At 40.8% G+C, this 26,415-nt stretch carries 32 protein-coding genes, 1 tRNA gene and 1 pseudogene; 33 read left to right on the forward strand and 1 reads right to left on the reverse strand.

Annotated features, from left to right (window positions below; translation table 11 throughout):
- The first annotated feature begins 245 nt into the window (after positions 1-245).
- The 30 genes from B7698_RS08735 (at position 246) to B7698_RS08880 (ending at position 22,409) form a co-directional block, all read left to right on the forward strand.
- Positions 246-812, forward strand: a complete 567-nt coding sequence (locus B7698_RS08735; RefSeq protein ID WP_084865335.1) for a phage scaffolding protein — start codon at positions 246-248, stop codon at positions 810-812.
- A 26-nt stretch (positions 813-838) separates the two neighbouring features.
- A complete protein-coding gene (locus tag B7698_RS08740; protein ID WP_084865336.1) occupies positions 839-1,753 on the forward strand; it encodes a capsid protein in 915 nt (304 codons plus the stop codon).
- Positions 1,754-1,769: 16 nt separating this feature from the next.
- Positions 1,770-2,030: a hypothetical protein gene (locus B7698_RS08745; RefSeq protein ID WP_084865338.1), complete on the forward strand. Its 261-nt coding sequence runs from the start codon at positions 1,770-1,772 to the stop codon at positions 2,028-2,030.
- Between the two features lie 17 nt (positions 2,031-2,047).
- Positions 2,048-2,401 (forward strand): hypothetical protein, encoded by a 354-nt coding sequence (locus B7698_RS08750; RefSeq protein WP_084865339.1) that lies wholly within the window; start codon positions 2,048-2,050, stop codon positions 2,399-2,401.
- Position 2,402: 1 nt separating this feature from the next.
- Complete coding sequence (locus B7698_RS08755; protein WP_084865341.1) at positions 2,403-2,759, forward strand: hypothetical protein; 357 nt, start codon at positions 2,403-2,405, stop codon at positions 2,757-2,759.
- Positions 2,746-3,174, forward strand: coding sequence for an HK97 gp10 family phage protein (locus B7698_RS08760; RefSeq protein WP_050253783.1), 429 nt, complete (start codon positions 2,746-2,748; stop codon positions 3,172-3,174). The genes B7698_RS08755 and B7698_RS08760 overlap by 14 nt, the downstream gene beginning before the upstream one ends.
- The gene (locus B7698_RS08765; RefSeq protein WP_084865343.1) at positions 3,164-3,586 is read left to right on the forward strand and encodes a phage tail terminator family protein; all 423 of its coding nucleotides are present in this window, start codon (positions 3,164-3,166) and stop codon (positions 3,584-3,586) included. Before B7698_RS08760 ends, B7698_RS08765 begins: the two co-directional genes overlap by 11 nt.
- On the forward strand, positions 3,573-3,773 hold the full coding sequence (locus tag B7698_RS08770) for a hypothetical protein (RefSeq protein ID WP_049542699.1): 201 nt from the start codon (positions 3,573-3,575) through the stop codon (positions 3,771-3,773). Before B7698_RS08765 ends, B7698_RS08770 begins: the two co-directional genes overlap by 14 nt.
- Complete coding sequence (locus tag B7698_RS08775; RefSeq protein ID WP_084865345.1) at positions 3,773-5,056, forward strand: phage tail sheath subtilisin-like domain-containing protein; 1,284 nt, start codon at positions 3,773-3,775, stop codon at positions 5,054-5,056. The genes B7698_RS08770 and B7698_RS08775 overlap by 1 nt, the downstream gene beginning before the upstream one ends.
- An 18-nt stretch (positions 5,057-5,074) precedes the next feature.
- On the forward strand, positions 5,075-5,539 hold the full coding sequence (locus B7698_RS08780; protein WP_084865347.1) for a phage tail tube protein: 465 nt from the start codon (positions 5,075-5,077) through the stop codon (positions 5,537-5,539).
- An 18-nt stretch (positions 5,540-5,557) separates the two neighbouring features.
- Positions 5,558-5,959, forward strand: a complete 402-nt coding sequence (locus B7698_RS08785; protein WP_049500668.1) for a phage tail assembly chaperone — start codon at positions 5,558-5,560, stop codon at positions 5,957-5,959.
- Between the two features lie 165 nt (positions 5,960-6,124).
- On the forward strand, positions 6,125-8,569 hold the full coding sequence (locus tag B7698_RS08790) for a tape measure protein (protein ID WP_192855133.1): 2,445 nt from the start codon (positions 6,125-6,127) through the stop codon (positions 8,567-8,569).
- A 14-nt stretch (positions 8,570-8,583) separates the two neighbouring features.
- Entirely contained in the window at positions 8,584-9,246 is a 663-nt protein-coding gene (locus B7698_RS08795; protein ID WP_049512705.1) for a LysM peptidoglycan-binding domain-containing protein, read from the forward strand.
- Positions 9,243-10,208 carry an XkdQ/YqbQ family protein gene (locus tag B7698_RS08800; protein ID WP_084865350.1) on the forward strand — a complete coding sequence of 322 codons (966 nt, stop codon included), beginning with the start codon at positions 9,243-9,245 and terminating at the stop codon, positions 10,206-10,208. Before B7698_RS08795 ends, B7698_RS08800 begins: the two co-directional genes overlap by 4 nt.
- Positions 10,209-10,505, forward strand: a complete 297-nt coding sequence (locus B7698_RS08805; RefSeq protein ID WP_084865351.1) for a DUF2577 family protein — start codon at positions 10,209-10,211, stop codon at positions 10,503-10,505.
- On the forward strand, positions 10,502-10,900 hold the full coding sequence (locus B7698_RS08810) for a DUF2634 domain-containing protein (protein ID WP_000106741.1): 399 nt from the start codon (positions 10,502-10,504) through the stop codon (positions 10,898-10,900). The genes B7698_RS08805 and B7698_RS08810 overlap by 4 nt, the downstream gene beginning before the upstream one ends.
- Complete coding sequence (locus B7698_RS08815; protein ID WP_084865353.1) at positions 10,897-11,952, forward strand: baseplate J/gp47 family protein; 1,056 nt, start codon at positions 10,897-10,899, stop codon at positions 11,950-11,952. Before B7698_RS08810 ends, B7698_RS08815 begins: the two co-directional genes overlap by 4 nt.
- Before the next feature lie 7 nt (positions 11,953-11,959).
- Complete coding sequence (locus tag B7698_RS08820) at positions 11,960-12,457, forward strand: DUF2313 domain-containing protein (RefSeq protein ID WP_084865355.1); 498 nt, start codon at positions 11,960-11,962, stop codon at positions 12,455-12,457.
- Between the two features lie 97 nt (positions 12,458-12,554).
- On the forward strand, positions 12,555-14,351 hold the full coding sequence (locus B7698_RS10285) for a pyocin knob domain-containing protein (protein WP_192855134.1): 1,797 nt from the start codon (positions 12,555-12,557) through the stop codon (positions 14,349-14,351).
- Between the two features lie 22 nt (positions 14,352-14,373).
- On the forward strand, positions 14,374-15,102 hold the full coding sequence (locus B7698_RS08830; protein WP_084865357.1) for a hypothetical protein: 729 nt from the start codon (positions 14,374-14,376) through the stop codon (positions 15,100-15,102).
- Positions 15,103-15,113: 11 nt separating this feature from the next.
- Positions 15,114-15,392 (forward strand): DUF7365 family protein, encoded by a 279-nt coding sequence (locus B7698_RS08835; protein WP_084865360.1) that lies wholly within the window; start codon positions 15,114-15,116, stop codon positions 15,390-15,392.
- A gap of 14 nt (positions 15,393-15,406) precedes the next feature.
- Positions 15,407-15,892, forward strand: coding sequence for a hypothetical protein (locus tag B7698_RS08840; protein WP_084865362.1), 486 nt, complete (start codon positions 15,407-15,409; stop codon positions 15,890-15,892).
- Positions 15,893-15,896: 4 nt separating this feature from the next.
- Positions 15,897-16,229 (forward strand): hypothetical protein, encoded by a 333-nt coding sequence (locus tag B7698_RS08845; RefSeq protein WP_084865364.1) that lies wholly within the window; start codon positions 15,897-15,899, stop codon positions 16,227-16,229.
- A 5-nt stretch (positions 16,230-16,234) separates the two neighbouring features.
- Complete coding sequence (locus B7698_RS08850; protein WP_142358057.1) at positions 16,235-17,773, forward strand: SGNH/GDSL hydrolase family protein; 1,539 nt, start codon at positions 16,235-16,237, stop codon at positions 17,771-17,773.
- A 13-nt stretch (positions 17,774-17,786) separates the two neighbouring features.
- Entirely contained in the window at positions 17,787-18,044 is a 258-nt protein-coding gene (locus tag B7698_RS08855) for a phage holin (RefSeq protein ID WP_084865369.1), read from the forward strand.
- A gap of 2 nt (positions 18,045-18,046) precedes the next feature.
- The gene (locus B7698_RS10465) at positions 18,047-18,913 is read left to right on the forward strand and encodes a CHAP domain-containing protein (RefSeq protein ID WP_084865370.1); all 867 of its coding nucleotides are present in this window, start codon (positions 18,047-18,049) and stop codon (positions 18,911-18,913) included.
- Between the two features lie 175 nt (positions 18,914-19,088).
- Entirely contained in the window at positions 19,089-19,295 is a 207-nt protein-coding gene (locus B7698_RS08865) for a hypothetical protein (RefSeq protein WP_084865372.1), read from the forward strand.
- Positions 19,279-19,710 (forward strand): DUF2335 domain-containing protein, encoded by a 432-nt coding sequence (locus tag B7698_RS08870; RefSeq protein WP_084865374.1) that lies wholly within the window; start codon positions 19,279-19,281, stop codon positions 19,708-19,710. Before B7698_RS08865 ends, B7698_RS08870 begins: the two co-directional genes overlap by 17 nt.
- A 220-nt stretch (positions 19,711-19,930) precedes the next feature.
- Positions 19,931-20,446, forward strand: a complete 516-nt coding sequence (locus B7698_RS08875) for a hypothetical protein (RefSeq protein ID WP_084865376.1) — start codon at positions 19,931-19,933, stop codon at positions 20,444-20,446.
- 628 nt (positions 20,447-21,074) lie between these two features.
- Complete coding sequence (locus B7698_RS08880; RefSeq protein WP_084865377.1) at positions 21,075-22,409, forward strand: Nramp family divalent metal transporter; 1,335 nt, start codon at positions 21,075-21,077, stop codon at positions 22,407-22,409.
- Positions 22,410-22,487: 78 nt separating this feature from the next.
- Here B7698_RS08880 and B7698_RS08885 read toward each other — a convergent pair.
- Positions 22,488-22,575: transfer RNA gene (locus B7698_RS08885), tRNA-Ser, on the reverse strand.
- A gap of 161 nt (positions 22,576-22,736) precedes the next feature.
- Between B7698_RS08885 and B7698_RS08890 the strand changes: the two genes are divergently transcribed.
- From B7698_RS08890 to B7698_RS08900, 3 genes and pseudogenes are all read left to right on the forward strand, one after another.
- Positions 22,737-23,477 (forward strand): DeoR/GlpR family DNA-binding transcription regulator, encoded by a 741-nt coding sequence (locus B7698_RS08890; protein ID WP_000920654.1) that lies wholly within the window; start codon positions 22,737-22,739, stop codon positions 23,475-23,477.
- Positions 23,474-24,385 carry a 1-phosphofructokinase gene (gene pfkB / locus B7698_RS08895; RefSeq protein ID WP_004258383.1) on the forward strand — a complete coding sequence of 304 codons (912 nt, stop codon included), beginning with the start codon at positions 23,474-23,476 and terminating at the stop codon, positions 24,383-24,385. Before B7698_RS08890 ends, pfkB begins: the two co-directional genes overlap by 4 nt.
- Positions 24,382-26,333: pseudogene (locus B7698_RS08900) on the forward strand (fructose-specific PTS transporter subunit EIIC). The gene pfkB and the pseudogene B7698_RS08900 overlap by 4 nt, the downstream one beginning before the upstream one ends.
- The last annotated feature ends 82 nt before the right edge of the window (positions 26,334-26,415 follow it).

Genomic DNA, 26,415 nt, shown 5'->3' on the forward strand with positions numbered 1-26,415 from the left:
TTATTTGAAGTGATTTCAACAGTCATTTCAACTCTAAAAGTCGGAATTGAATACAGAAAGAAACTGAAACAATTGAAAAATAAATAACCTAACCGCGTCGAAATCGAGGCGGTTTTCTTATGCTCTAACCGTATGGAATCCCGTACGGTTTTCTTTCGCCCTGGGCATGGCGTTAAAAGGCTTTTTTACTTTACCAAAATGCCGTGGTCGTTGCCACGTTAAACAAACGTACAGGAGGAAAAGAAATGAATCGTAAATTTTTGGAACAGTTAGGATTGACTGAAGAACAAGTTGAAGCAGTTATGTCTGAACACGGGAAATCAACACAGGACCTACAAGCAAAGGTATCTGCTGCAGAAGATAATGCTAAGGGCTTGCAAGACCAGTTGAAAGAGCGTGATAAGGACATGAAACAGCTCAAACAAGACGCCGAGGGCAATGCTGACCTACAACAAAAATACTCAGACTTGGACAGCAAGTACAAGACACAACAGAAGGAACACGAACAACAACTCAAGACAATGCAGTTAGATCACGCTATTGAAATGCACTTGAGTGGTAAGGTTCATGACGCTGGAATAGTGTCTGGTCTACTAGATAAGTCTAAATTGGGATTAGGTGACAACGGAGCGGTGACTGGATTAGATGAACAGTTGACGGCTTTGAAGGAATCTAAAGGCTTTTTATTTGCTCTAGAAAAGGCTGTAGAACCACATATCGCTGGTGCTAAGCCACAAGGGGCAACACAAGAAGAAACAGTTGCTAACGACCTGACAACGCAGATGATTAATGCGTTTACGTCAGATCTATAATCAAAAAATAGAAAAGAGGAACAGATATGCCAGCAACATTGAACTATGCACAGGCTTACCAACAAGGTTTGCAAAATCGTTATAGTGAAAACGGACTGTTATTCACTCAAAAACTTTGGAATTCTCCATCAAACACACTTTTGAAGTTCACAGGCGCTAAAGAAGTGAAAGTACCACGTCTTTTGATTAAAGAAGGACGTAAAGATCGTACACGTCGCACGATTACGAACATTGACGCTAACTATGAAAACCAATGGGAAACATACACATTGACTAATGAGCGTTATTGGTCAACACTAGTAGACCCATCAGATGTTGATGAAACTAACTATGTTACTTCCATTGCTAACATTACCAAAACATTCAACGATACTGAAAAAGTTCCAGAAATGGATAAATTTATGGTATCTAAATTGTTCTCTCGTAAAAAAGAACTTGATACAGAAAGTAAACAAATTAAGTCATTGAATTTGACTGAGGAAAACTTCCTCGCAACATTTGATGAACTGATGGAACAAATGGACGAAGCTGGGGTACCAGCAGAAGGTCGTGTTATTTTCTGTACGCCAACTGTTAAACGTATGATCAAGAACATCAAGCAATTCGGTCGTACAGTTAACATCCACGGTCAAGGTACAGTGATTGACCGTTCTATTGGTCGTTTGGACGATGTTACGATTGAACCATCTATTCCATCTGACCGTATGAAGACCTTGTACAATTTCACCAATGGAGCTAAGGTTGATCCAACTGCCAAGCAAATCCATTTCTTCTTGATTCATATTCCATGTATGGCAGCGCCACAAAAATATAACTTTGTAGGACTTGACGAACCAAGTGCTTCTTCAAGCGGTAACTACTTGTACTACGAACAATCTTACGATGATGTATTGCTATTCAAGACTAAGCACGAAGGTCTAGCATTTGTCGTCGCACCTTAAAGAAGGAGGATAGAAAATGTTAACAGTAAAAAAGGATAACCGTGTTCTCAACATCGACGAGTTTGAAAAAGTAACCTTCCTGGAAGATGGCTACGATGTTGTAGAAGTTCGTGACGGTGTGTACGCTGTAGTTGAACCAGCTACAGGCGGACGCACTTACACTATTCAAGAGTACAGAGCAGTAGTTGCTGAACGTGACCAAGCTCTTGCTGAACGTGATAAGGCTCTAGCAGAGCTTGACAAATTAGCTAAGAAATTGGCTAAAGACGATAAGTAGAAAGAGAGGTTCTGCTGATGGAGAAGAGAACATCGGAAGAAATCCAAAAGCATAACGAAGATGCTAGACAAGCCTTGATTGACTTGTACGAACAACGTTATACAGGCTATCCAGGAGATTTAGTGGTCGATGAAGTCATGCAGAACATTCTTAACTACTGTAATCGTGAGGATTTTCCTTTAGAATTGAGATTTGTGGCTATCCAGATGGTTTATGTTGTTTGTAATCCTGACCAAGCTGTCCAAGGCAAGAATATTTCTGTTGGAGATACTCGTGTCGAATTGGGGAAGTCAGACCTTGCCAGACGTGCTGAAAGTGTCTTGTTGGACTTTACAAGTCAACTACAGCGGTTCAGAAAGTTGAGGTGGTAGGATGAATATCAATGATGTCTTATCTCAGGCAAAACCAAGTATTGAATGGACCTATGATAAAAAGATGGATGTGTTTGCTACTGTCGAGGGTGCGAAACCAAACGGAGCTGACTTTGTAGAGTTCAAAGAAATCTACAAGAAAGTTCCCTGCCGTGTCTCTGTTCGTAACTTAGTGAATACTGAGCAGGACGAAGCGCACCAACTCAAGACAGAACACAAGATTTTCTGTTCTCCTAAATTTACTATCAAAGCTGGTAGTAAATTGATTGTGGATGGTATCAAGTACCTGACCAGTGAAGACCCGATGGTCTATGTCACACATCAAGAAATTGTGGTAAGACGACATGAGTGGCTATGATGATAGTGATGTTCAAGAGTTCTTGAAACGGCTTGAACGAGCTCAGGCAATTATTGATTCTGAGTTTATGCAGGCTGCTAAAGATATCGGCCTAGCCTTTTTGAAAGAGGTTAAGGAACGAACACCAAAGGGCCTAACAGGTAAGCTCAATCAATCGTGGAAGATGGAAGTAAGCAAAAATGGGAATGTGTACGAGGTTATCGCATTTAACCCTATGGAGTATGCTTCTTTCGTTGAAAGCGGACACCGCCAACAAGTAGGGCGTTATGTCCCTGCAATTGGTAAGCGTTTGGTCAATCCTTGGGTAGAAGGGCGCTTCATGATGAGGCTGACAGAAGAACAGATTAAACAGAAAATCCCACAAATCACGCAACAAATCGAAGAGAGGCTAAAGGAGGAACTAGGTGGATTATAGTATTAGACCACTCGTCATCAAGCAACTCAAAGATGTGTTTGGGTGCAAGGTGTATGATGAACAAATCCAGCAAGGATTGAAAACACCTTGTTTTATTGTAGATGTGAAACCTGTGACTCGGAAGCGGTTGGCAAACCAAAACGATAAGCAGGTTTTTATTGTCTTGCTGCATTACTACACCGAAAAAACAACAGACTTGTATCAAAAGTTTGAAGAGATTGAAACGGTGTTTAATTCGCCTTCCTTTCGTTATTTAGGGGGTAAGTACCCTATCAATGATTTGAAGGTGGAATACAATACCAATGACTTGATCTGCACATTTACAATCACTCGATACGTACGATGGGTTGAAGAAGAACCGACAATGCAAATATTAGAAAGGATAGGTGAAACTTCTCATGGAAATGAATGAAGAAGTAGGTTATGTAACCGAACCAGTGGTACCAACCACTGAAGATAAATTTGGTAAAGAGGCATTACTCAAGTATTTTGAAGATGATGCAACTTTGTTAAACATTTTGCTGGAAGATGACCAGTCATACTCACTAGCAGAAGTAAGACGCATTTTAGAAGACTGGAGAAAGGGTGTGGCTAACTAATGGCACAATGGACAGTACAAAATAAACGAGTTCCAAAGGCCTACATCAATTTCGTGTCAAGAGATGATGTGATTATTCCTTTGGAAGACAATACGATTGCAGCAGTCATGATTGCTGGATCTTGGGGAGAGCCTGGTGCCTTCACACTTGTTGATGGTACAAGCAACTTCCGTCGCCTATTTGGTAAACCGATTGATGAACTTCTTTCAATTCGTGAAGCCTTGAAAGGAACCGGTAAGGTCCTTGTCTATAATGGTGTGAACAACACTGGGGTACAGGCAACGAAAACAGAAAATGATATGGTCGTTACAGCTAAATACAAAGGATTAGCGGGTAATAATATCCATGTTATCTTCAAAAAACAAGTCGAGACCGGTTTTGAGGTAACAACCGTTTTCTTTGGAAAAGAAGTTGATAAACAAATCATCACGGCCTTGCCATTTAAGAATGACTACGTGAATGTAACGGGTACTATAACAACAGAAGATAAAACAATCTTGCTTGAAGGTGGTACTGATGGTGCTACAACTAATTCAGAAGTTGAGGATTTCCTCAATGCACTCGATACTCAAGACTTCCGTGTCTTGGCTCTTGGTACAGATGAAAGCGCCACAAAAGCACTTGTTACGGCTCATATCAAGAAATGGCGTGACGCTGGTCGTTCAGTCATTGCAGTCTTGAATGATTACACGGATGCTGACGACGAAGGTGTTGTATCAGTGGGTAACGGGGTTACATTAAGTGATGGTACGAAACTAAGCGCTAAGGACTGTGTATACTTCGTAGCTGGTAAGTACGCAGGGGCTGGCTTGCAATCTAATACATTCAAGTCTTATCCAGGCGCTATCGACTGTGAGCGTAAGAACGAAGCAGAGGCTGAAAAGCTCATCAATAAAGGTCAGCTTATCTTTGCTTATCGAAATGAAAAAGTTATTATCCTGTCAGATGTGAACTCATTTACTAGCTATACGGCAGAACACAGCCGTATCTTTGGTAAGAACAAACTGGTCCGCACCATGGATAATATCAACACCAATGTCAAGTATATCTTTGAGAACTACTTCATCGGTAAAGTGCCAAACAACGTGAATGGTCGTGAGTTGTTTAAACAACGAATCATCACAATGGTTCTTGACCCGCTTGCTCAAAAGCAGGCTTTGGAGTATAAAGCGAAAGATATTGAAATTTCACAAGGTATTACCAAAGAATCCGTTGTGGTTAACTTGCCAGTTGTCTTGACGGACGCTATGGAAATCTTGTACATGACGGTTATCTGTGATTAAGAAAGGAGAAACTAGCTAATGGCTATTATGAGTCAATTAGATGCTTTGTCTGCTAAAGAAGGAACGGTCTTCTTTACAATCAATGACAAGCAGTACGAACTAGCAGAGCTTATCTCTCTAGAAGCAAAAATTGAATACACAAAAGCTGATGTTACCCCTCTCAACTCTCGTATGAAGGGTGGTAAGATTGTCGGTGCAGAAGGTACAGGTTCATTGAAGATGTACTACCACCGCCCGGAATTAAAGGCGATGGCTTTAAACTATGTCAAGCAAGGTATTTTGCCTCGTATCGATATCAAGTGTACCAATGAAGACCGTTCATCTCGCGCAGGTCGCTATACTATCGTTTTGAAAGGTGTTCTGTTCAAAGAATCACTTATCTTTAAACTAGATGGATCAGCAGATGAGGTCATTGACGAAGAAACAGACTTCACATTCCAAGATTTTGATATCCTATCAGAATTCCAAGAAATTAAATACTAACACAAGGAGGGAATAGTGGTGAGTGGATTACAAGCGTTTTTAAAACAAAATAAAAAAGGGGAAGAGACTAAGGATGTCTTGCTTCCTTCTTTTGAGGAACCAGTTAAAATTCGAGTGTTGAGCGCTCGTGAAGCGGACTTAATCAATGACCGTTGCTTTGTCAACAAGCCTGGTCGTAACGGACGCCAAGAGCGTGTCTTTGACGGTGTTAAGTATAACCGTGAAATCTGTATTGCGTCTATCGTGGTTCCTGACCTTAACGATAAAGAATTGCAAGATTCTTATGGAGCAATGGGAGCTTCTGAGCTATTCGGTACCATGTTCAATTGGGGCGAAAGCGCCTTGATTTTGGAAGCTGTGACCGAACTCAGCGGTATCAACCAAACATTCCAAGACAAGGTTGACGAGGCAAAAAACTAATAAAAGAGGACGCGGAGGCACAACTTGCCTACTTCGCCCTCGTAAACTATTACATTCGCCCTAGTGAATTTGTGAATATGGATGTAGAAGAAAAAGCCTTTTTCGCTGCAGTCATGCATGAAGAGGCGAAACAACGTAAAAGAATGAAGAAGTGAGGTGATTCTATTGGCAAATATACAAACAACCATGTCTTTGACCGATAGAGTCACAGGCACTTTAAATAAAATCTATGCGACTATGGAGCGTGTCAAAAACGCAGGTTCTGGCTTAGATAAAGCTATGAAGGCTCAAGAGTCCGCTATGAAAAAAGCTGGTGATTCTGGCCAATATTTTGTAAATAAAGCTGGTCGAGTCATTGATATCAACGGTAGATTTATAAGCAGTTCAACTCTAGCAGCTGCAGGGCTCAAAAAAGAAGAACTGGCTCTACGAGATTTAGGGAATGCTTCGAACCATGCTTCTAACAAATTAAGTAAGTTAGGATCTTTGAAAGGTCTATTGAAAACTGCTTTAGCTAGTATTGCAGCCGTTAAAACTGCCAAACAAGCTATAAATATGTCAGACGAGTATGCCAATATGCACGCCCGTTTAGATATGATCCGTGATGGTACGCAGACGACAGAGGAACTTCAAAAGTCTATCTATACATCCGCACAACGTACAGGTTCGGCTTATACAACCATGGCGAACGGTGTCGCTAAGATGAGGATGCAAGCTGGCGATGTTTTCCAAAACAACGGCGAAACAATTGCCTTTTTGGAAACTATGAACAAATCCTTTGTAGTCGGTGGGGCAAGCATTGAAGAACAAAAAAGCGCCATGCTTCAGCTTACTCAGGCGATGGCTAGTGGTAAGTTGCAGGGTGATGAGTTGCGTTCTCTAGCTGAAACTTCACCAGCCTTAATCCAAGCTATTGCCAATAAGCTAGGCGTTAGTCGTGGCGAGGTTAAAAAACTTGGAGCAGACGGGAAGATTACGGCCGACATTGTCAAAACTGCCATGCTGGAAGCAAGCGAAGCGATTGATCAACAATTCCGCAACATGCCAATGACATGGGGCAGGGCATGGCAGAACTTCCTGAACTTTGTGACCAAGGCGCTTGAGCCAATATCGATTAAGATAAATCAGATAGTGAACTCGTCAGCTTTCCAACAATTTGCCCAGATTGTAGCCACGGTGCTTCAATATGTCGTTCAAGCGGTCATCTTTGCTATGGATATGATTGGGGCTGTTTGGAGTATGTTGGCACCGATTGCTCAATTTGTGGCTGATAACTGGTCTGTTATCCAACCGATTATTATTGCAGTAGCAATTGCTATAGGAACTTATATAGTCGCAATGAACGCAGCAAGTATAGTGACCAATCTATTTAGTATTGCTACCAACGCGGCTAAAACAGCAATGGCTGGTTTTAATGCAGTTATGGCAATGAACCCAATCATGTTGATTGTAATGGCAGTCATTATCCTTATCGGCCTCTTCTATGCCTTGGTCGCATGGTTTAACAACCTTACTGGTGCAGCCGTATCAGCTACAGGGATTATCATAGGGGCTATATTCTATCTAGGAATGACTATTTGGAATATACTTCTTAGTATTGTCAATGCAGCTATCTGGGTGATTAATATGATGTTGCAGGGTGTTTTTTGGTATGTGAATACCGCAATAGCATTCTGGATGTTCCTCTATCAGGCTATCTTAACTATCTTGATAGGCATTTTAGACTTTATCGACTGGTTTGTTACTGGTGCAGTTAACTTATGGAACGAGATGTCTTTCCAAGTTCAAAGCGCTTGGTATGATATCGCTCAAGGCGGCCGTGATATGGCTGTCGCTATTGCAGGTTTCGTAGATAATATGGTCAATAGTGTTATTGGTGCAGTTGAGGGTATGATTAACTCCGTTCTTGGTGGATTTAACAAGATGATAGGGTTCTTAAATGGCCTTGGGTTGAACGTCAAAGCAGTTGGTTCAGTCTCACTAACCAGAAGTAACTTCGCTGGAAATATCGCTGGTGCAATTGATAGTATGCAGAAACCAGTCAAAAAAACCTTTGAAGGTCTGCACTTGGCAGATGGTCTGAAACAACACAAGGCTGGTTTAGAAACTCCGCACCTTGACACTCCACAACTGGGTTATCTTGAACTTGGAGACCGAATGGGAGCCTTTAATAAAGGCTATGAAATCGGTAAAGGTATCGATAAGGCAGTCGGTGGTTTCTTCAAAGGAGCTGGTGATGCCAACGGTGCAGGAAACAATTTCTTGGGTGACCAAGGGAAAACACCTTACGAACTCAGCCCAGCAAGCTCAGCCCCTGGACAAGGCGACGGAGGAAAAGGCGGAGGCGGTGGTCACAACCCTACTGGTGGTAAATTAGACAAAGTCGGCAAGATTGAAGATGAAATCAAACTGGACGATGAATACATCAAATTGATTAAGGATGTTGCGACCATGAAGTGGCAACAGAATTTCATTACCTTGAAACCAGAGATTGTTACCAATATTGACTCCATTAACAACGCTGGCCAGTATGCCAACGTATTGGATGATTTGAATGCAACCATTGTAGACGCTTTGAATAATGGCGCTGACGGCCTTATGGCTTACTAGGAAGGAGGTAGCAGATGTTTATATTTATTGAAGGCATTAAATTGCCAGTGAATCCAGAAGAAATCAAACTGGAGGACAAACAAGGAATTGAGACAGTCGCTATCATCGATACTGGTAACGTTCCGCTTGTCGGAAATCCAGAGCTTCAATCGATTGAGTTTGAATCCTTTATTCCTAGTGGAAGATACGATGGAAACTACCAACGGAATAGCCGTGTTTCTCCAGAATCCTTTGTATCATCTATTCGTAAATTTAAGACGGAAGGCACTCCTATTCAACTCATGATTGGGGGTGCTTTTGGTTCTGCCATTAACGGGAAATTTCTAGTGGAACAGTTCGATGTCTCTACCAAGACAGGGTATGAAAATGACCTGATATACAAGATTAAGTTTTTACAATATCGGTCTCATAAACCACGGAAGGTTACTATCAAAGACAAGCAAGCGCTTGAGGCTACTAAAAAGAAACCGCAGGCGAAAGCTACGGAGGAACGTAGCCCTACGACTGAGAAACCTGCTCAAAAAAGCCATACGGTTGTGAGTGGCGATACTCTTTGGGGAATTGCTCAGACATTTTACGGAGATGGCAGCCGATATACTGAAATTTACGAAGCCAACAAAGACAAAATCAAAGACCCTCATTGGATTTATCCTGGACAGGAGTTTGTGATACCATGATGCAATTATTCTATCAGAACAATAAAACTGGAGATACATGGGATTTAGCAACTGCGTCTGAAAAAGTTGAGTTCAAGACAACTAGAAAAGGGTCAGCTTGGAGCGTGGAGATTAGCTTGTACAACTCTACAAAAGTAGCCTTTGAATACGGTTCTCCACTCGCTTTCAAGCTAGATGATAAAGAGGTATTCTTTGGTTATTTGACTAAAATCAAGTACGAAAAAGATACCAAAACAACCTTGACCTTCCACGACCAGATAAAGTACTTGTTACGCAATATCAACTTTGTTGCCAAGGACAAAAACGTCAATCAAATCGTCTCGGCAATCGCAGGAGATTTTGACTTGAAGGTCGGGGAACTAAAAGCCCCAGCCGTGACCTTATCACCTCAGTTGAAGGAAGATAAGAAGGCTCTGGATATTATCCAAGAGGCCATGGATGAGACCTTGGTGCAAAGTGGAGAATTGCTGGTTTTGTATGACAAGTTCGGAGAGTTGACACTAACGACTCCGAAAAACTTACCAATCCAGTACATTATCGGAAATGAATCCTTTATGTCTAGCTTTGAGTTTGAAGGTTCGATTGAGGATAGTGCTAATATTGTTCGCTTGATCCAAGAGAACAAAGAAACCAAAAAGAGAGAGGTCTACATCTATCAGGACAGCTACAATATCGGAGCTTGGGGGAAACTCCAGTACATGAAAAAAGTGGATGAGAAAGCAACTGAGGGGCAAATCAAACAATGGGGCGAAATGCTCTTGAAGATGAAAAACCGCCCCAAAGAAACTTTCAGTCTAAAAGCTGATATTGGAAGTATTGACTTTTTAGCAGGTCATGCAGTCTATGTGGATGTTAAGGATATTGAGAAGAAGGGATGGTATGTCATTGAAGAGGCAACTCATTCTTTTAGCGATAAAAAGCACACGATGGAAATTAAATTATTTATGGCAGGAGGCGAATAGATGGAAGTAATAGAAAATCTAAAGAAATTGATTAGTAATTTCATTGAAAATCGCCAATTCGCAAAGATAACGACTGGTGTTGTTTTATCGGTTTCTCCACTAAAAATCCAATTGACCAATGAATTGATTTTGGATGATTCCATGCTTGCTGTCACATGGACCGATGAGGCATTGGATCCTGAATACGTTGGGCAAACCCTTCATCTCATCAGACAAGATGGTGGAGGGTTTTATTATGTCTTGTACAAGAAGATATTCCACTACAAGCGCAAAGCGAAAGGAGGTTCTGACGAATGAGTACTCCTAAAACAAACTTTTTAAACATCGCTAAAAATGTTGTCGAAGCTAAGAAGCAGCCTAGTTTAACACTAGATGAAACCAATATCTTGCTAGAAACAGATGGCATTCATGCTTTGAAGCAATCCATCAGACGCATGCTGACGACTGAACGGTTCATCTATACGATTTATGATCATCGCTACGGTGTTGAGTTAGACGCTTTATTTGGTGGGGATATGGATTATGCCCAGATGGATATTGCACGGCGCATAAAAGAAGCCTTATATGAAGACGACAGGATTCATGAGGCTCATTCTTTTTCTACTAAGGTAAAGAAAGATGAGTTTTATGTACAGTTCATGGTTGATAGTGATTTTGGAACATTTGAAATGGATTTGGAGGTGAAACGATGATAAAGGTAAAAACATATCCAGAAATTTTAGAGGATATGCTGGCCTTGTTTGATGATAAGTATGACAAAAGACAAGGATCTGTCTTGTACAATCTAGTTGCGCCTGCAGCTCGAGAAGTTGCTATTCAGTATACGGTCTTAAAATCGTATGAGGAAGTCAACTTTTTAGATACGAGTACAGGAATCTTCCTAACTCGTTTATGCAGACAGTTTGGAGTTGAACGCTTACCAGCTACGGCATCAGTTCGACTGGTTCAATTTAAACAGGAAATCCCGCTTGGAACTCGTTTCAGCGTGGTTAATAGTGAGTATAATTTCCGTGTCTTGGAGCGTCGTTCTGGATTTGAGTATAGTGTAGTAGCTGAACAAGTCGGTAGTGCTCCTAATTATGTAAGAGGTCAACTCATCAACATTGATGTATTGAGCGACTTTAAAGGAGCAGAAATCGGCTCTGTTATCGTCGTAGGAGAAGACGAAGAGACGGATAAGCAACTCCGTAAGCGTACCATTGAATACTTGAAAACACCGACCTTAAACGGGAACATCGCCCAATACAAGAAATGGGCAAGTGAGTTCGTTGGTGTTGGTTCAGCGCTTATTGAACCGCTTTGGAAAGGACCTAATACGGTTCGTGTATCTATTACGGATGCCGACGGCAATGAAGCTAGTTCAGAACTTGTAAATAAGTTCAAGAATTACTTAGATCCTGAACCGAGTGGCCATGGGTTAGGTATGGCTCCTATTGGTGCTTATGTGACTGTTCAGTCTGTAAGTGGCTACAATGTTCGTATTACTGCAACTATCAAGATTGATGAAGATGTAGACGTTGAAACAATCAAGAACGAGGCGAAAGTTCAACTCATTAAATACTTACGTGAAGAAGCATTTGAAGAAAAAGAGATTCGGAATTATAAAGTTGCTACAATCATTGACAGGATTAACGGGGTTCGAGATGTGGACCGTATTTTGTTGAACGATAGGGAACAAAGTATCGAATTGTCAAACACGATGCTGCCTAAATTAACGGAGGTAACTATCAATGTCGCACGTTAGATATCGTATGTTATCGGCATTTCCAGAAGTTTTAGATCCAACAATTAATGATTTATTTGAAACTGAAATTCCCGAACTGGAATTGATTACAGACTTAATCTTTGATACTAGACGGTTGATGTTGTTACCAGAAGCGACGGAAGACTGGATTGCCCGTTGGGAAAAGGCCCTTCAGGTAAAACCGAAAACAACAGACTTGGAAGAACGAAGGCGGTATCTAATCACTTTAATTTCTTCCAAAATCAAAATTAACTCAGTGAGCTTACAAAAAATTACAAAGAGCTTCACGAATGTCAACAACTTGGTAACGGTCAAGGATTCAGCGGTACATATCCGATTTTTAGGACAATTACCAACTGGATATTTGAACCGTTTCTTAAAGTATGTGCGTGAGTTGATTCCTGCTCATTTAGGAATCCAATTCTCTGTTGAAGCACCGATGATGAACACAATTTATGTCGGTGCTCACACGCTTTTAGACGTTCGTACAGTTCGATTTAATTAAAGAAAGGAGCGATTAGATGGGATATTTTATCCAGCCGATACTGACCGATAAAGCAAGTAGCGAAACGGCTCTGGCTATTCAGAATAGAGAACCGTTAGTGTTTACTCGCATTGCTTTGGGAAGTGGTCGACATCGGACAGATGCTAGTAAGAAAAACGATGTAGCTCAAGTAGTTCATTCTCTACAAGTTGCACAATCTATATCAACTGAAGCAGCGGATACGATTCGTATCGTGGCACGATTGGATAATTCACGTATTGAACGTGAAATGGTTGTGAATGAGATTGGTGTGTTTGCAAAACGTGGGAATCATGAAGAGTTCATGTATATGTATACTTGGGCAGAACAGGGGGATGTGATTCCTCCTAAAACATCTGCCTATGTATATCGAGATTATGATTTCAATACAACTATCAGCAAGAATAGCCAGATTACCATTCAATACAATGCCAACAATTTGGTTTATGCCTCTATCTCTGAGTTAAAATCAACAGAAACCAAGTTGCAAAACAGTATCGATAATCATAGCAGAGATACATCACGACATGTATCGGTTGAGGAGCGCACGAAATGGAACGGAAAAGCTGACGCGACCCATCGTCACAAGGTTGCTGATATTGATGGCCTTGAAGCGATTATCGGCAATCAAACAACAAATAAAGCGAATCAATCAGACCTTACTGCTCACATTCAAAATCAAAACAATCCACACAATGTCACGAAAGAGCAAGTGGGACTAGGGAATGTAGCGAATGTTGAGCAAGCAAGTAAAATTGATTTTCAAAGTCATTCGAACAACCGCAGCAACCCTCACGGTGTCACAAAGACACAGGTAGGTTTGGGTAATGTCACGAATGTGGAGCAGGCTAGTAAGCAGGAGTTCAACGCTCACGCTACTAATCATAACAATCCGCACAATGTGACGAAATCACAAGTCGGTCTAGCAAATGTAACTAACGTGGAACAAGCCAGCAAGACTGATTTTGACGCTCACGCAAGAGACACGACCAAACACATTACTCAACAAGAGAGAACCTCTTGGAATAGTAAGGCAGATGGTCGTGCGTTGACAGACCACACAGGAAACAAGAATAACCCTCATGGTGTTACAAAGACTCAGGTTGGTCTAGGCAACGTGGTCAATGTTGAACAAGCGAGTAAAAGTGAGTTTAACTCTCATTCGCAAAATTCGACTATTCACGTATCAAGCGTGGATAAGAACAGATGGAACGGGGCGCAGCTAACCAAGCTAACTAATGATAATGGCAGTGCTAAAACTGCTACAGGAAATTGGGATAGCTATGTTGAATCAGGTATGTATACAGGAGCAGGGCTGACGAATTCACCAAAAGGGTCACGTTCACCGCTCTATGTGACTGTAACCAAAATTGACGGTCAGAACGTCATGCAGCAAGCAGTAGATAACATGAATACATTTACTGCTGTTCGGACGAAAGTGAATGGCGTATGGGGAAGTTGGCAGGTGTTGCCCAGGCTGGATTTGAAAGTTATCCCTTTGGAGTTTGAGAAAGGTGTAAAACCATCTAGGTTCGCTCTTGAAAACGATAATAAAATTTTCGTCATTGGTAATGTCGTAATTTTGAAATATGCAATTGCAGGAGAATCTTTTGAAAATAATTCGTTTCATGCCAAAAATATCTTTAGAATCCCAACAAACCTTTTACCTGCGAAGCGTAATGGAGAGACAGATGAGCTACCTGATCTTTATGGAAAAAGCGATATGATAGTATCTCAATACAAAATCAATTCTCCTTCTAGCGATTTCTTTCCTTTAGAAGTCTATTTTAATCACAAAGATGGCTTGTGTCACGCAACCCCAACAACACCTCCGCACCAGAATTACTGTAATATTTTTATGTGGATAAAGAAATAAATTATAGAAAGAAGTAAATAACATGGAATTTTTAGTAGAAAACAAACTTTTTCGAGTTGACAAAACAGTAGTAACTATCCGTAAGGAACAACCTTTCACGTATTATACTCGTGAATTGGACGGAGACCATCAAGGAGATTCTGATGAAAAAATAATTCAAGCAGTCCTAGAGCAAGTTCGTGCAGAGCTTGACCCTACATCTGCGATTGTACAAGCTCAAGCGAAACTGCAAGAAACACAAGCTGAATTGGAGCAGGCTAAACAGAAACTGGCTGAGACAGAGCAGAAAGCGACTCAAACAGAAGCGAAGCAGAATGATCTTGAAGCACTTGCGAACCGCATTAATAAAGTAGTGCGAGTGATGGCTCAAGATTCAATTATGGGTGAAAAAGTATCTTACGGTACGACCTACAAAGAGATGGTTGAACTATTCCCGCTCGCTGAAGTCGGAAAAGTTTACGAGCCTGGTGCAATCTTTGCGGTTGAGGACCCTAGTCATGTCGAAGTTAATGGAGAAGGTAAACGCATCCTGATTCAAACCAATCAGTCCTTTACTTATCAAGGAGAAACCCTTGCTCAACTTGAAGGAACACCTTACCAGAATGGCGTTCTAGCAACTTGGAAGTTTAATGCACCGAAAGCACCAAATGAGCCTACGACTGTCGCACCAGCAGCTGCAGTTTCTACGACAGCTACCGTAACTCCTACAGCAACAGAACCTTCTGCTACAACAGTTGCACCTAACCAATAATGGAGGTGTTTATGGCAGAATTTGAACGTTTAATTGTCCAAATTTTTCTCTCTCTCATTCCTGTTGTCGGACTTTATTTCTCGATGAAAGACCGAGCGACCAAACAAGAGAATCGTCTCACGGTTTTAGAGAAAGACATCGAGAATCTGCATGAATTCAAGATGTCTGCAAACAAACGACTAGATAACCACGATGAACAAAACAAGGCTATCTTAGTCCTTGCGGAACAAGTTAAGTCGTTAGGTGAAGATGTGAGAGAGTTGAAAACGTTGATTCAGAGTAAAAGCTAAGAAAGGGGCGCAGAATGGGTTGTAACAACCGCAAAGTTAATACAACCAATTTGGCTCGGATTGATGGTGGCGACCTTATTAAGCAAGGGGATTTGTCTTCCACCTTTGGGTTTGAGTTGTTAGACGAGAATTATCGTGTCATGACCTTGTTTGAGGGTCAAGATGCGGTTATTACTCTAACAAAGGGACAACGTAGGTGGAAGACAACTGCTCCCGTCACTAGCCATTCTGTCAATTTCAATTTAGACAGTATTTTACCAAGCGGAAAATATCGAGTGGAAATCTCGGTTGGAGGGTATATCTTCCCAAGCGACAGAGATACTTATATTGAAATTGAAGACTCAGATAAAGAATTGGTTACGGAAGATATCTATAAATTAAAGGAATTAGATATCGTTGAAGAAGTTAAGAAACAGCTTGCAGAACGACATGTAAGCGAAGGTGGGGCATGTCAGGAAATCCCTGACTTGCTTTTTTACTACAATTTAGGAAAGGTTTAATAACATGGACACAACAAAATTAACAGCATTCGCACAAGCGGTCGGAGCAGATGTCAAGGAAGTGAAGCAAAGCGTCAGCACTAAAGTAGAGACTTCGGCAATGACGCAAGCTATTTCTCAGGCAGTCACTCAAGCTAAATCAGAAGTTAAAGCTGAAATTTTGGGCGAGTCAGTGCCTGAAAATCTTGATACATTGAAAGAGATTGCGGAAAAAATCACGAACATGGATCAAGATGCAAACGGCGCACTTCTCGGCAAAGTAACAGAAGTTAGCGGACGTGTAGATGAAATTGCCAATCTTGATTTAGTAGCAACTTATAACCAAGCGAAAGCGTGATTGATATGCATAACCTTGAAAATCTAGCAACGGAAATCGGTAAGAATATCAAGGATATCAAGACACGTTACGCAACTAAAGAAGAACTTCATGAGGCAACTGAGATAGATTATTCTCAGATTGTCACGCATGAAGAACTTGAAGAGAAGCATTATCTGACAGAACATCAATCTCTTGAAGGGTACGCTAAGAAATCGGAATTACCTATTCCGTATGACGATTCTATAATCAAGCAACGATTGACTGTTTTAGAGAGTCGTCCAGATAACAATACACCAACATATCGCATTGCCAAAGGTGATATTTCCGGAGGCGGTGTTGGTGTTAATAGGACAATAACACCAGACGCTATCATGAACCCTGACGGTATTAAAGTCGGAGATATTATTGAAGATTACTGGAGTGGTACTACTGGTACGAACCAAGGTTTTTGGAAAGTGACTGCTGTTAGTGGTACTAGCATTTCTGTCCAAGGAATTGGTGAGAGAATACTGCCTACCAATTACAACGATAGCGAATTAAAACAAAGGATTTTAACGTTAGAGAGTCGTCCAAACTCAGGAAGTGGTGGTCTGGATACTGAAGAAATAGCGACTTATAGCAATACAGTCATCTATATCCCTAACGGGAATATCGTGTACAACAAATCTTTAAAAAAGTTATCTTTCCCAAAATGTAATGTGAAAGTCGGAAAGTCTAATTATTGGTGTGATGCTCAAGAGGTCTCTATTAACGGTAGCGCAGGATTTATCGTGTTTAACAAGGCTCAAAAACGAATTGTCGGGGGCGAGGTTAACACGACCAACGATGTATTGCTTGGTTATTACGACAACAACGCAGGTAATTACTACATCAATACTTTTAGTAAAACGACAAAGACCAAAAAAATTGCTTGTTTGGGTGATTCGATTACTGAAGGTGTTAACGCTGGAGGTTGGCAATGGCACCGCTACATTGATAGCTGGTGTAAAAGCAACGGTATTAATAGCATAGTCACGAATTTAGGGATTGGCGGAACCTCTGTCTGTACTTCAAGTTATGTGACAGATAGATTGAAGCCGTTTGTAAACAGACTCGATACAATTCCAGCTGATGCGGACATTGTAGTTATCTTTGGAGGAACGAATGACTGGGGGAATAATGCAACTTTAGGAAATGTTACTGATACCGGAACGAGTTCGTTCTATGGAGCATACAAGTACATTCTTGAATGGCTTGCTGTCAATCGTCCAAATGCGAAAGTGATGACAATGACACCTCTGAAACGATATTTTAGAGGTGGTGGTACGACTTGGGTGAATGCTCAGACAACACCAAATAATAAAGGAAACTTGTTACAAGACTATGTTCGAGCGGTAAAAGAAGTATCTGAAATGTACGCTATCCCTTGTGTTGATCTGCATAATGAGTCAGGTTTAAACCCTGTCTTAGAGAGTGTCAGAAATCGTTTCATTGGAGATGGTCTACATCCTACTGCAGAAGGAAATAAGAAGATGTATCCGGTCATTTTGGACAAGATGCGTCCATTCTTGGAATATGATTAAGGAGGAAAACAATATGATTAACTGGAAACTACGATTACAAAATAAATTCTTTTGGCTAACTGCAATCCCAGCCTTCTTGCTTGTCTTGCAAGCTGGTGCAGCAGTCTTTGGATATCATCTGGATTTGGGTGATATCGGCAACAAGCTGATTCTGCTTGTCAATGCGGTATTCGTGTTCTTGACTGCTATCGGTCTGGTCAATGACCCGACGACTAGCGGAATCACAGACAGCACACGAGCGCTTGAATACAAGAAACCAAGTGAGGAATAGGTATGTCTAAAAAACAGGAAATGATTCAATTCTTCATCGACAAGGCTAACGCTGGCGATGGAGTGGATAATGATGGAGCCTATGGCTTCCAATGTGCTGACGTACCTTGTTACGGGCTTCGTCATTGGTATGGTGTGACCCTTTGGGGCAATGCCTACGACTTGCTTGAGTCAGCACGTTCACAAGGCCTGAAAGTCGTGTATGATGTTGACTATCCAAAGGCTGGTTGGTTCTTCGTGAAATCATACGTAGCTGGCGACGGTGTCAACTACGGGCATACAGGTCTTGTCTATGAGGACTCAGACGGATATACCATCAAGACGATTGAGCAGAATATTGATGGCAATTGGGACTACCTTGAAGTAGGTGGCCCTTGTCGCTACAATGAGCGCTCTGTAAGTGAAATCGTTGGTTATATCGTGCCACCTGAAGAAGTCGAAATCGGCTGGCAACAGAACCAGTACGGTTGGTGGTGGGTTCGTGAAGACGGCTCATACCCAACTAACAAATGGGAGAAAATCAATGATGTTTGGTACTATTTCGATGATAAAGGCTTCATGAAGCGTAGTACCTGGTTGAACTACAAGGACGCTTGGTACTGGTTCACAGACTCAGGGTCTATGGCTACTGGCTGGGCTCGTATCAACAACGCTTGGTATTACTTCGATGAAGAAGGTAAGATGGTCACTGGCTGGATTAAGCATAAGCAGACATGGTACTACCTCGACCGTAAGAACGGAAACATGGTATCAAACGCCTTTATTCAGTCAGCCGACAAGACAGGCTGGTACTACCTCAAACCAGATGGAACACTGGCAGACAAGCCAGAGTTCACAGTTGAGCCAGAAGGCTTGATTACAACTAAATAATTTAAAAAATAAAATGAAAGGAAAACTTTTCTAAAATGTATTTCTACCCCACAGGACTCGTTCTTGTGGGGATTTTTTCGTTAAAAAGAGCAAGAAACATTGACTTTTTTAAAGAAAGATGTCATAATCAAGTTAATTCAAAAAAATATTATGGAGCGAGTAGGAGGAATTTGGTATGTTAAAAAATACAAAACAACCTCAATACTTTAAGTCTTTTTTACTTGGTATGACAGCAATTGTATTGCCTGTTTTTAGCTTTAACCAGAGCATTTCAAAAGTAAAAGCTGATACAGTCCCAGACTGGAAGAAAGTCAAAAGTGATTACAAGAAATCAACGATGGGCATTCAGAAAGAGGTAATGAAATTTGGATACCGAGAATAAAGATTTGATTGAAGTCAATAATATTGTTGATGAAGTCGAGCGCTTACCACATGAACAGCGTCAAGTAGTTCTGCAGAAGTTGGAAATCTATCAAGGTGATCTACCACATCCAGATATCCTCAAAGGGTATCAAGAGCTATATCCTGATGCTGCACAAAAGATTATTGATAATGGTATTGCAGAAAGCCAACATCGTAGAGAGATGGAAGATAAATACTTATCAGGGAATATCTCTTCTCATAAATTGGGACAGTTATTCGGCTTTTTAATCGCCCTCGTTGTTATTATCGGTGGAATTTACTTAATAGCGACAGATAAACAAGTTGCAGGTAGTGTTTTAACTGGAACTACTGCACTAGGGCTAATTGGTTTGTTTACAGGGAATAATCAAAATAAAAACAAAGACAAAGAATAGGTCTTTCACCGCAGGCTCAGGCTTGCGGTTTTTTTGTTTGACAAAATTCAAAAAATGTGCAAAAATAAGTAGAATTGAAAACAGGAAAAATCTACCTCCTTTCGATTCGCCCAGCCTTTTCTTGAGGCAATGAGGGGGCGGAGAGACGCGCTCGTCAACAGAAGTATCTCATTGGAAATGTTGCTCACTTTTTAGTGAGCTTTTTATCTAAGGAATAGGAATGAAAAGTAAGAAGTTAAAATTAGGTCAAATTGATTTAGAAATGTGCAAGGATTACGACCTTATTCAAGCGATGGATTATGACTTTAAGACAAAGGAAGTAATGAATAAAGGAAGGGGATTTGCGGTAACTGTTGTCAAAATACAGGGGCTAACTTTCTTGATTCCATTTAGAAGTTACATTCCTAAAAAGTACCAGTTGAAGTATAAGCTTAGAAATTCGGCAAAAGAAGGATATGTTGAAGGATTAGATATTGGTAAAACATTGATTTTAGAAGATGAAAGTTATTTGTTGAATACAACTTTCCGCCTTCGGAAAATCGAAGATTATTATAAAGTAATGGACAATGATAGAGCTATTATTAATAAGTTGGTAAAAGCTATTATAGACTATAATCACGCTTTGGAAGCAAATGATAGAAATAAACTTGAAGATCCTAAACGTTTTAAATTCTCAACATTTCAGAATTATTCTACTAGATTAAAAGTAATTACAGAAAAAGACTATTTAGAATAGATGATGTTTCCGCAGGTCGTTTGGCTTGCGATTTTCTATTTTGCAAAAACACGCATTTTGAACGATTAGAAATAGAAATCACAATCCTATTGTTCAAAAAAACGTTTTCTTGAAGAATAGGAAGAGGAAATCGTGGTGTATTATTGTCAAAAATGCCATTTTGTTAATAATGCCTTCTTTTTCTTTTTTTGATTATTGTCAAAAACGGTGTTTTGTTAATAATAATATTTTTGATGAAGATTTTTTGAAATTTAAATAGGAATTTGTGGTATAATGCAAGTAGATTTTAATACAGGATTGAGCCGTGATTTACGCCATTTTTTGGGAAAACATGACTTAAAACAGACCCTAAAGTCACTATGAGTTGATTTAACAATCTTTCTAAGACTCCCACCGGCTCCATTATTCCTTTGCATTCTTTTGCATTCCTTGGTAAAACGTTGTTAAATCAACGTTTTTTATTTTATTCTTTGGTATTCTTTTGCAAAAAAAGAATACAACATTTTGTTGGATCCTAAATATTAAATCAAGTCCTGAATTTTCTTAAGTTTTTATCATATTTTCTGTTATAATTAAGGTGCCTTAAGAAAAATAATGAAAAAGTAGGTTTAGAAAGAGGTAAGTATCTATGTCTTCTCATAAAAAAGTGTCACTCTCTGAGATTAATCAATCTATCGATACTCCAAATAACAATCATTTCTGGCAAAATTTAAAGGCCTTTTTAGGTCCGGGTGCTCTTGTTGCAGTTGGTTATATGGATCCAGGAAACTGGATTACCAGTGTAGTCGGTGGTGCTTCCTATAAGTATAGTCTCTTGTTTGTTATCTTGATTTCATCTCTCATTGCCATGCAACTTCAGCAGATGGCAGGAAAGCTTGGTATTGTAACCCAGATGGACCTGGCTCAAGCAACGGCTCATCATTCACCTAAATGGCTTCGTTATAGTCTATGGGTGATTTTAGAATTAGCCTTGATGGCGACAGATCTGGCAGAAGTTCTAGGTTCAGCGATTGCTCTCAATCTTCTCTTTAAGATTCCGATTATGATAGCAATTCTCTTGACCGTGTTGGATGTTTTTCTCTTATTGCTTCTGATGAAATTTGGCTTTAAGAAGATTGAAGCTATTGTGACAACACTGATTTTAACCATTCTAGCAATTTTTACCTATCTGGTAGCTTTGTCACATCCAAGCTTCCAAGGAATCGTTGAGGGTTATCTACCGAATGCAACCTTATTTGAAAGTCCCTTGCCAGGGCATGAAAGTCAATTAACTTTAGCTCTGGGGATTGTAGGTGCGACGGTTATGCCTCATAACCTCTATTTGCATTCTTCCTTGTCTCAAACTCGGAAAATCAATCACAAGGACAAGGATGATGTTCGAAAAGCGGTGCGCTTTATGACCTGGGATTCAAATCTCCAATTATCCTTGGCCTTTGTGGTTAACTCCCTTCTATTAATTCTCGGGGCGGCTCTCTTTTTCGGCCATGCATCTGAGATTTCTGCCTTCTCTCAAATGTATAATGCCTTGCAGGATTCTACTATTGCAGGAGCTATAGCTAGCTCGACCTTATCAACCTTGTTTGCCTTGGCTTTATTAGCCAGTGGTCAAAATTCGACAATTACGGGTACCTTGACTGGACAAATCGTTATGGAAGGTTTCTTGCATATGAGATTACCTCAATGGTTCATTCGTTTGGCAACTCGTCTCTTTGCCTTGTTGCCTGTCATGATTGTAGCGGTTCTGTTTGGTCATCAGGAAAAAACATTAGATCAGTTATTGGTTTATTCACAAGTCTTTCTTTCGATTGCTCTTCCATTTTCAATCTTCCCACTGATTTATCTAACTTCTAAGAAATCACTGATGGGAGAATTTACCAATGCCAAATGGAATACCATCCTTGGCTATATCGTTTCCATTATCTTAACAATTCTCAATGTGAAATTGTTATTTGATATTTTCTAAGAAATTCACCCGAGTTATAAAACAAGCATATAAGAAAAAAGATACCCAAGATTTCTTGGGTATCTTTTTTAAAATAAACGGAAGACATGGGATTCGAACCCACGCACGCTGTTACACGCCTACCGCGTTTCCAACACGGCCTCTTAAGCCTCTTGAGTAATCTTCCAATACTTACTCAAATAGTCTACCATAAAGGCCCTTATCTTGCAATAAAAATTCTAGAAATAAGGAAAATGATAGATTTTGAAAGAAAATGATAAAAAATGCTTGACTTTTAAATAAAGTGTGATAGAATGAATAGTGTAAACGATAACAGGAGGTGATTCGGTGTTAAAAACAGAGCGGAAGCAACTGATTTTAGAGGAGTTAAATCAACATCATGTAGTTTCTCTAGAAAAATTAGTTAGTTTGCTAGAGACCTCAGAATCAACGGTTCGAAGAGATTTGGATGAGTTGGAAGCGGAAAACAAGCTTCGTCGCGTACATGGTGGAGCAGAATTGCCTCACTCTTTGCAGGAAGAAGAAACCATTCAAGAAAAATCTGTCAAAAACCTTCAAGAGAAGAAGTTGCTGGCTCAGAAAGCAGCCTCTCTCATCAAGGAACAAGATGTCATCTTTATCGATGCTGGAACAACAACTGCTTTTTTGATTCATGAATTGGTCAATAAGAATGTTACAGTCGTGACCAACTCGATTCACCATGCCGCACAGTTGGTTGAAAAGCAGATTCCAACTGTCATGGTTGGAGGAAGTGTCAAGATGGCAACAGATGCTAGCATCGGGGGCGTTGCTCTTAACCAGATTAACCAATTGCACTTTGATCGTGCCTTTATCGGGATGAATGGTGTGGACGATGGCTATTATACAACTCCTGATATGGAAGAGGGTGCTGTGAAGCGCGCTATTTTAGAGAATGCCAAACAGACCTATGTCTTGGTTGATTCGTCAAAAATTGGACAAACTTGCTTTGCCAAGGTAGCACCACTCAAACGAGCTATTGTTATCACAAGTCAAGGGCATGAGCTCTTGCAGGCTATTAAGGAGAAAACGGAGGTAATAGAAGTATGATTTATACAGTCACACTCAATCCATCCATTGACTATATCGTTCGTTTGGACCAAGTCCAAGTCGGTAGTGTCAATCGAATGGATAGTGATGATAAGTTTGCTGGAGGGAAAGGAATCAATGTCAGTCGTGTCTTGAAACGCTTGGATATTCCAAATACAGCGACTGGATTTATCGGAGGTTTTACTGGTAAATTTATCACAGATACTTTGGCTGATGAAGCAATCGAGACACGTTTTGTCCAAGTGGCAGAAGATACTCGTATCAATGTTAAAATCAAAGCAGACCAAGAGACAGAAATCAACGGGACTGGTCCAAATGTTGAACCAGCTCAGCTAGAAGAATTGAAAGCTATTTTATCTAGTTTGACTGCAGAAGATACAGTTGTCTTTGCTGGTTCAAGTGCTAAGAATCTAGGCAATGTCATTTACAAGGATCTAATTGCCTTGACACGCCAGACTGGTGCGCAAGTGGTTTGTGACTTTGAAGGACAGACCTTGATTGATAGTTTGGACTACCAGCCACTTTTGGTTAAACCAAACAATCATGAACTTGGAGCGATTTTTGGGGTTAAACTAGACAGTTTAGATGAAATTGAGAAATACGCGCGAGAGTTACTGGCCAAAGGAGCTCAAAACGTCATTATCTCTATGGCTGGTGATGGTGCCCTTCTTGTCACATCTGAGGGAGCTTACTTTGCTAAACCAATCAAGGGGACAGTCAAAAATTCAGTTGGAGCTGGTGACTCTATGGTTGCTGGATTTACAGGTGAATTTGTCAAATCAAAAGATGCAGTAGAAGCCTTCAAATGGGGAGTAGCTTGCGGAACTGCAACTACCTTCTCGGATGACTTGGCAACAGCAGAATTTATTAAAGAAACATATGAAAAAGTTGAGGTAGAAAAACGATGAAAATTCAAGACCTATTGAGAAAAGATGTCATGTTGCTGGATTTGCAGGCAACTGAAAAAACAGCTGTCATCGAAGAGATGATTAAAAGCTTGACAGACCACGGTTATGTGACAGATTTTGAAACCTTTAAAGAAGGAATTTTGGCGCGTGAAGCTTTGACTTCTACAGGTTTGGGTGATGGAATCGCAATGCCTCACAGCAAAAACGCGGCTGTAAAAGAAGCGACAGTTCTCTTTGCCAAGTCAAATAAGGGTGTTGACTACGAGAGCTTGGATGGGCAAGCAACTGACCTCTTCTTTATGATTGCAGCTCCAGAAGGTGCCAATGACACCCACTTGGCAGCCTTGGCAGAATTGTCTCAATACTTGATGAAAGACGGCTTTGCTGATAAACTTCGTCAAGTAACATCAGCTGACCAAGTTATCGAACTTTTTGACCAAGCTTCAGAAAAAACTGAAGAGCCTGTTCAAGTACCTGCTAATGAAATTGGTGACTTTATCGTAGCTGTTACAGCTTGTACGACAGGTATCGCCCACACTTACATGGCCCAAGAAGCCCTTCAAAAAGTAGCTGCTGAAATGGGTGTTGGAATCAAGGTTGAAACCAACGGTGCTAGCGGTGTTGGAAACCAACTAACTGCTGAGGACATCCGCAAGGCTAAAGCTGTTATCATCGCTGCAGACAAGGCGGTTGAGATGGATCGTTTCGATGGCAAACCATTGATCAATCGTCCAGTTGCTGACGGTATCCGTAAAACAGAAGAATTGATTAACTTGGCTCTTTCAGGAGATGCTGAAGTCTACCGTGCTGCTAATGGAGCAAAAGCTTCAACAGCAAGCAACGAAAAACAAAGCCTCGGTGGTGCCTTCTACAAACACTTGATGAGTGGTGTTTCTCAAATGTTGCCATTCGTAATCGGCGGTGGTATCATGATTGCCCTTGCCTTCTTAATTGACGGTGCTTTGGGTGTTCCAAATGAAAATCTTGGTAATCTTGGTTCCTACCATGAGCTAGCTTCTATGTTTATGAAAATTGGTGGAGCTGCCTTTGGTTTGATGCTCCCAGTCTTTGCAGGTTATGTTGCTACTCTATCGCTGAAAAACCAGGTTTGGTAGCAGGTTTCGTGGCTGGTGCTATTGCCAAAGAAGGGTTTGCCTTTGGTAAGATCCCTTATGCAGCAGGTGGTGAAGCAACTTCAACTCTTACAGGTGTCTCATCTGGTTTCCTAGGTGCCCTTGTGGGTGGATTTATCGCAGGTGCTTTAGTTCTTGCTATCAAGAAATATGTCAAAGTTCCACGTTCACTTGAAGGTGCAAAATCAATCCTTCTCTTGCCACTTCTTGGGACAATCTTGACTGGATTTGTCATGCTAGCTGTTAACATCCCAATGGCAGCAATCAACACTGCTATGAATGACTTCCTAGGCGGTCTTGGAGGAGGTTCAGCTGTCCTTCTTGGTATCGTCCTTGGTGGAATGATGGCTGTCGATATGGGTGGACCAGTTAACAAAGCGGCTTATGTCTTTGGTACAGGTACACTTGCAGCGACTGTTTCTTCAGGCGGTTCTGTAGCTATGGCAGCAGTTATGGCTGGAGGAATGGTACCACCACTTGCAATCTTTGTCGCAACCCTTCTTTTCAAAGATAAATTTACTAAGGAAGAACGCAACTCTGGTTTGACAAACATCATCATGGGCTTGTCATTTATCACTGAGGGAGCAATTCCATTTGGTGCCGCTGACCCAGCTCGTGCTATCCCAAGCTTCATCCTTGGTTCAGCAGTAGCAGGTGGACTCGTTGGTCTTACTGGTATCAAACTCATGGCGCCACACGGAGGAATCTTCGTTATTGCCCTTACTTCAAATGCTCTTCTTTACCTCGTTTCTGTCTTGGTAGGAGCAATCGTAAGTGGTGTGGTCTATGGTTACCTACGCAAACCACAAGCATAAAAAATAGAAAAATGAAAAGATTGGACCGTTTGGTGCAGTCTTTTTCTCTTTCCGAAATGCCTGTGAAATATGGTATAATAGA

Source organism: Streptococcus mitis, assembly GCF_002096855.1.
Lineage (GTDB): Bacteria > Bacillota > Bacilli > Lactobacillales > Streptococcaceae > Streptococcus > Streptococcus mitis_Y.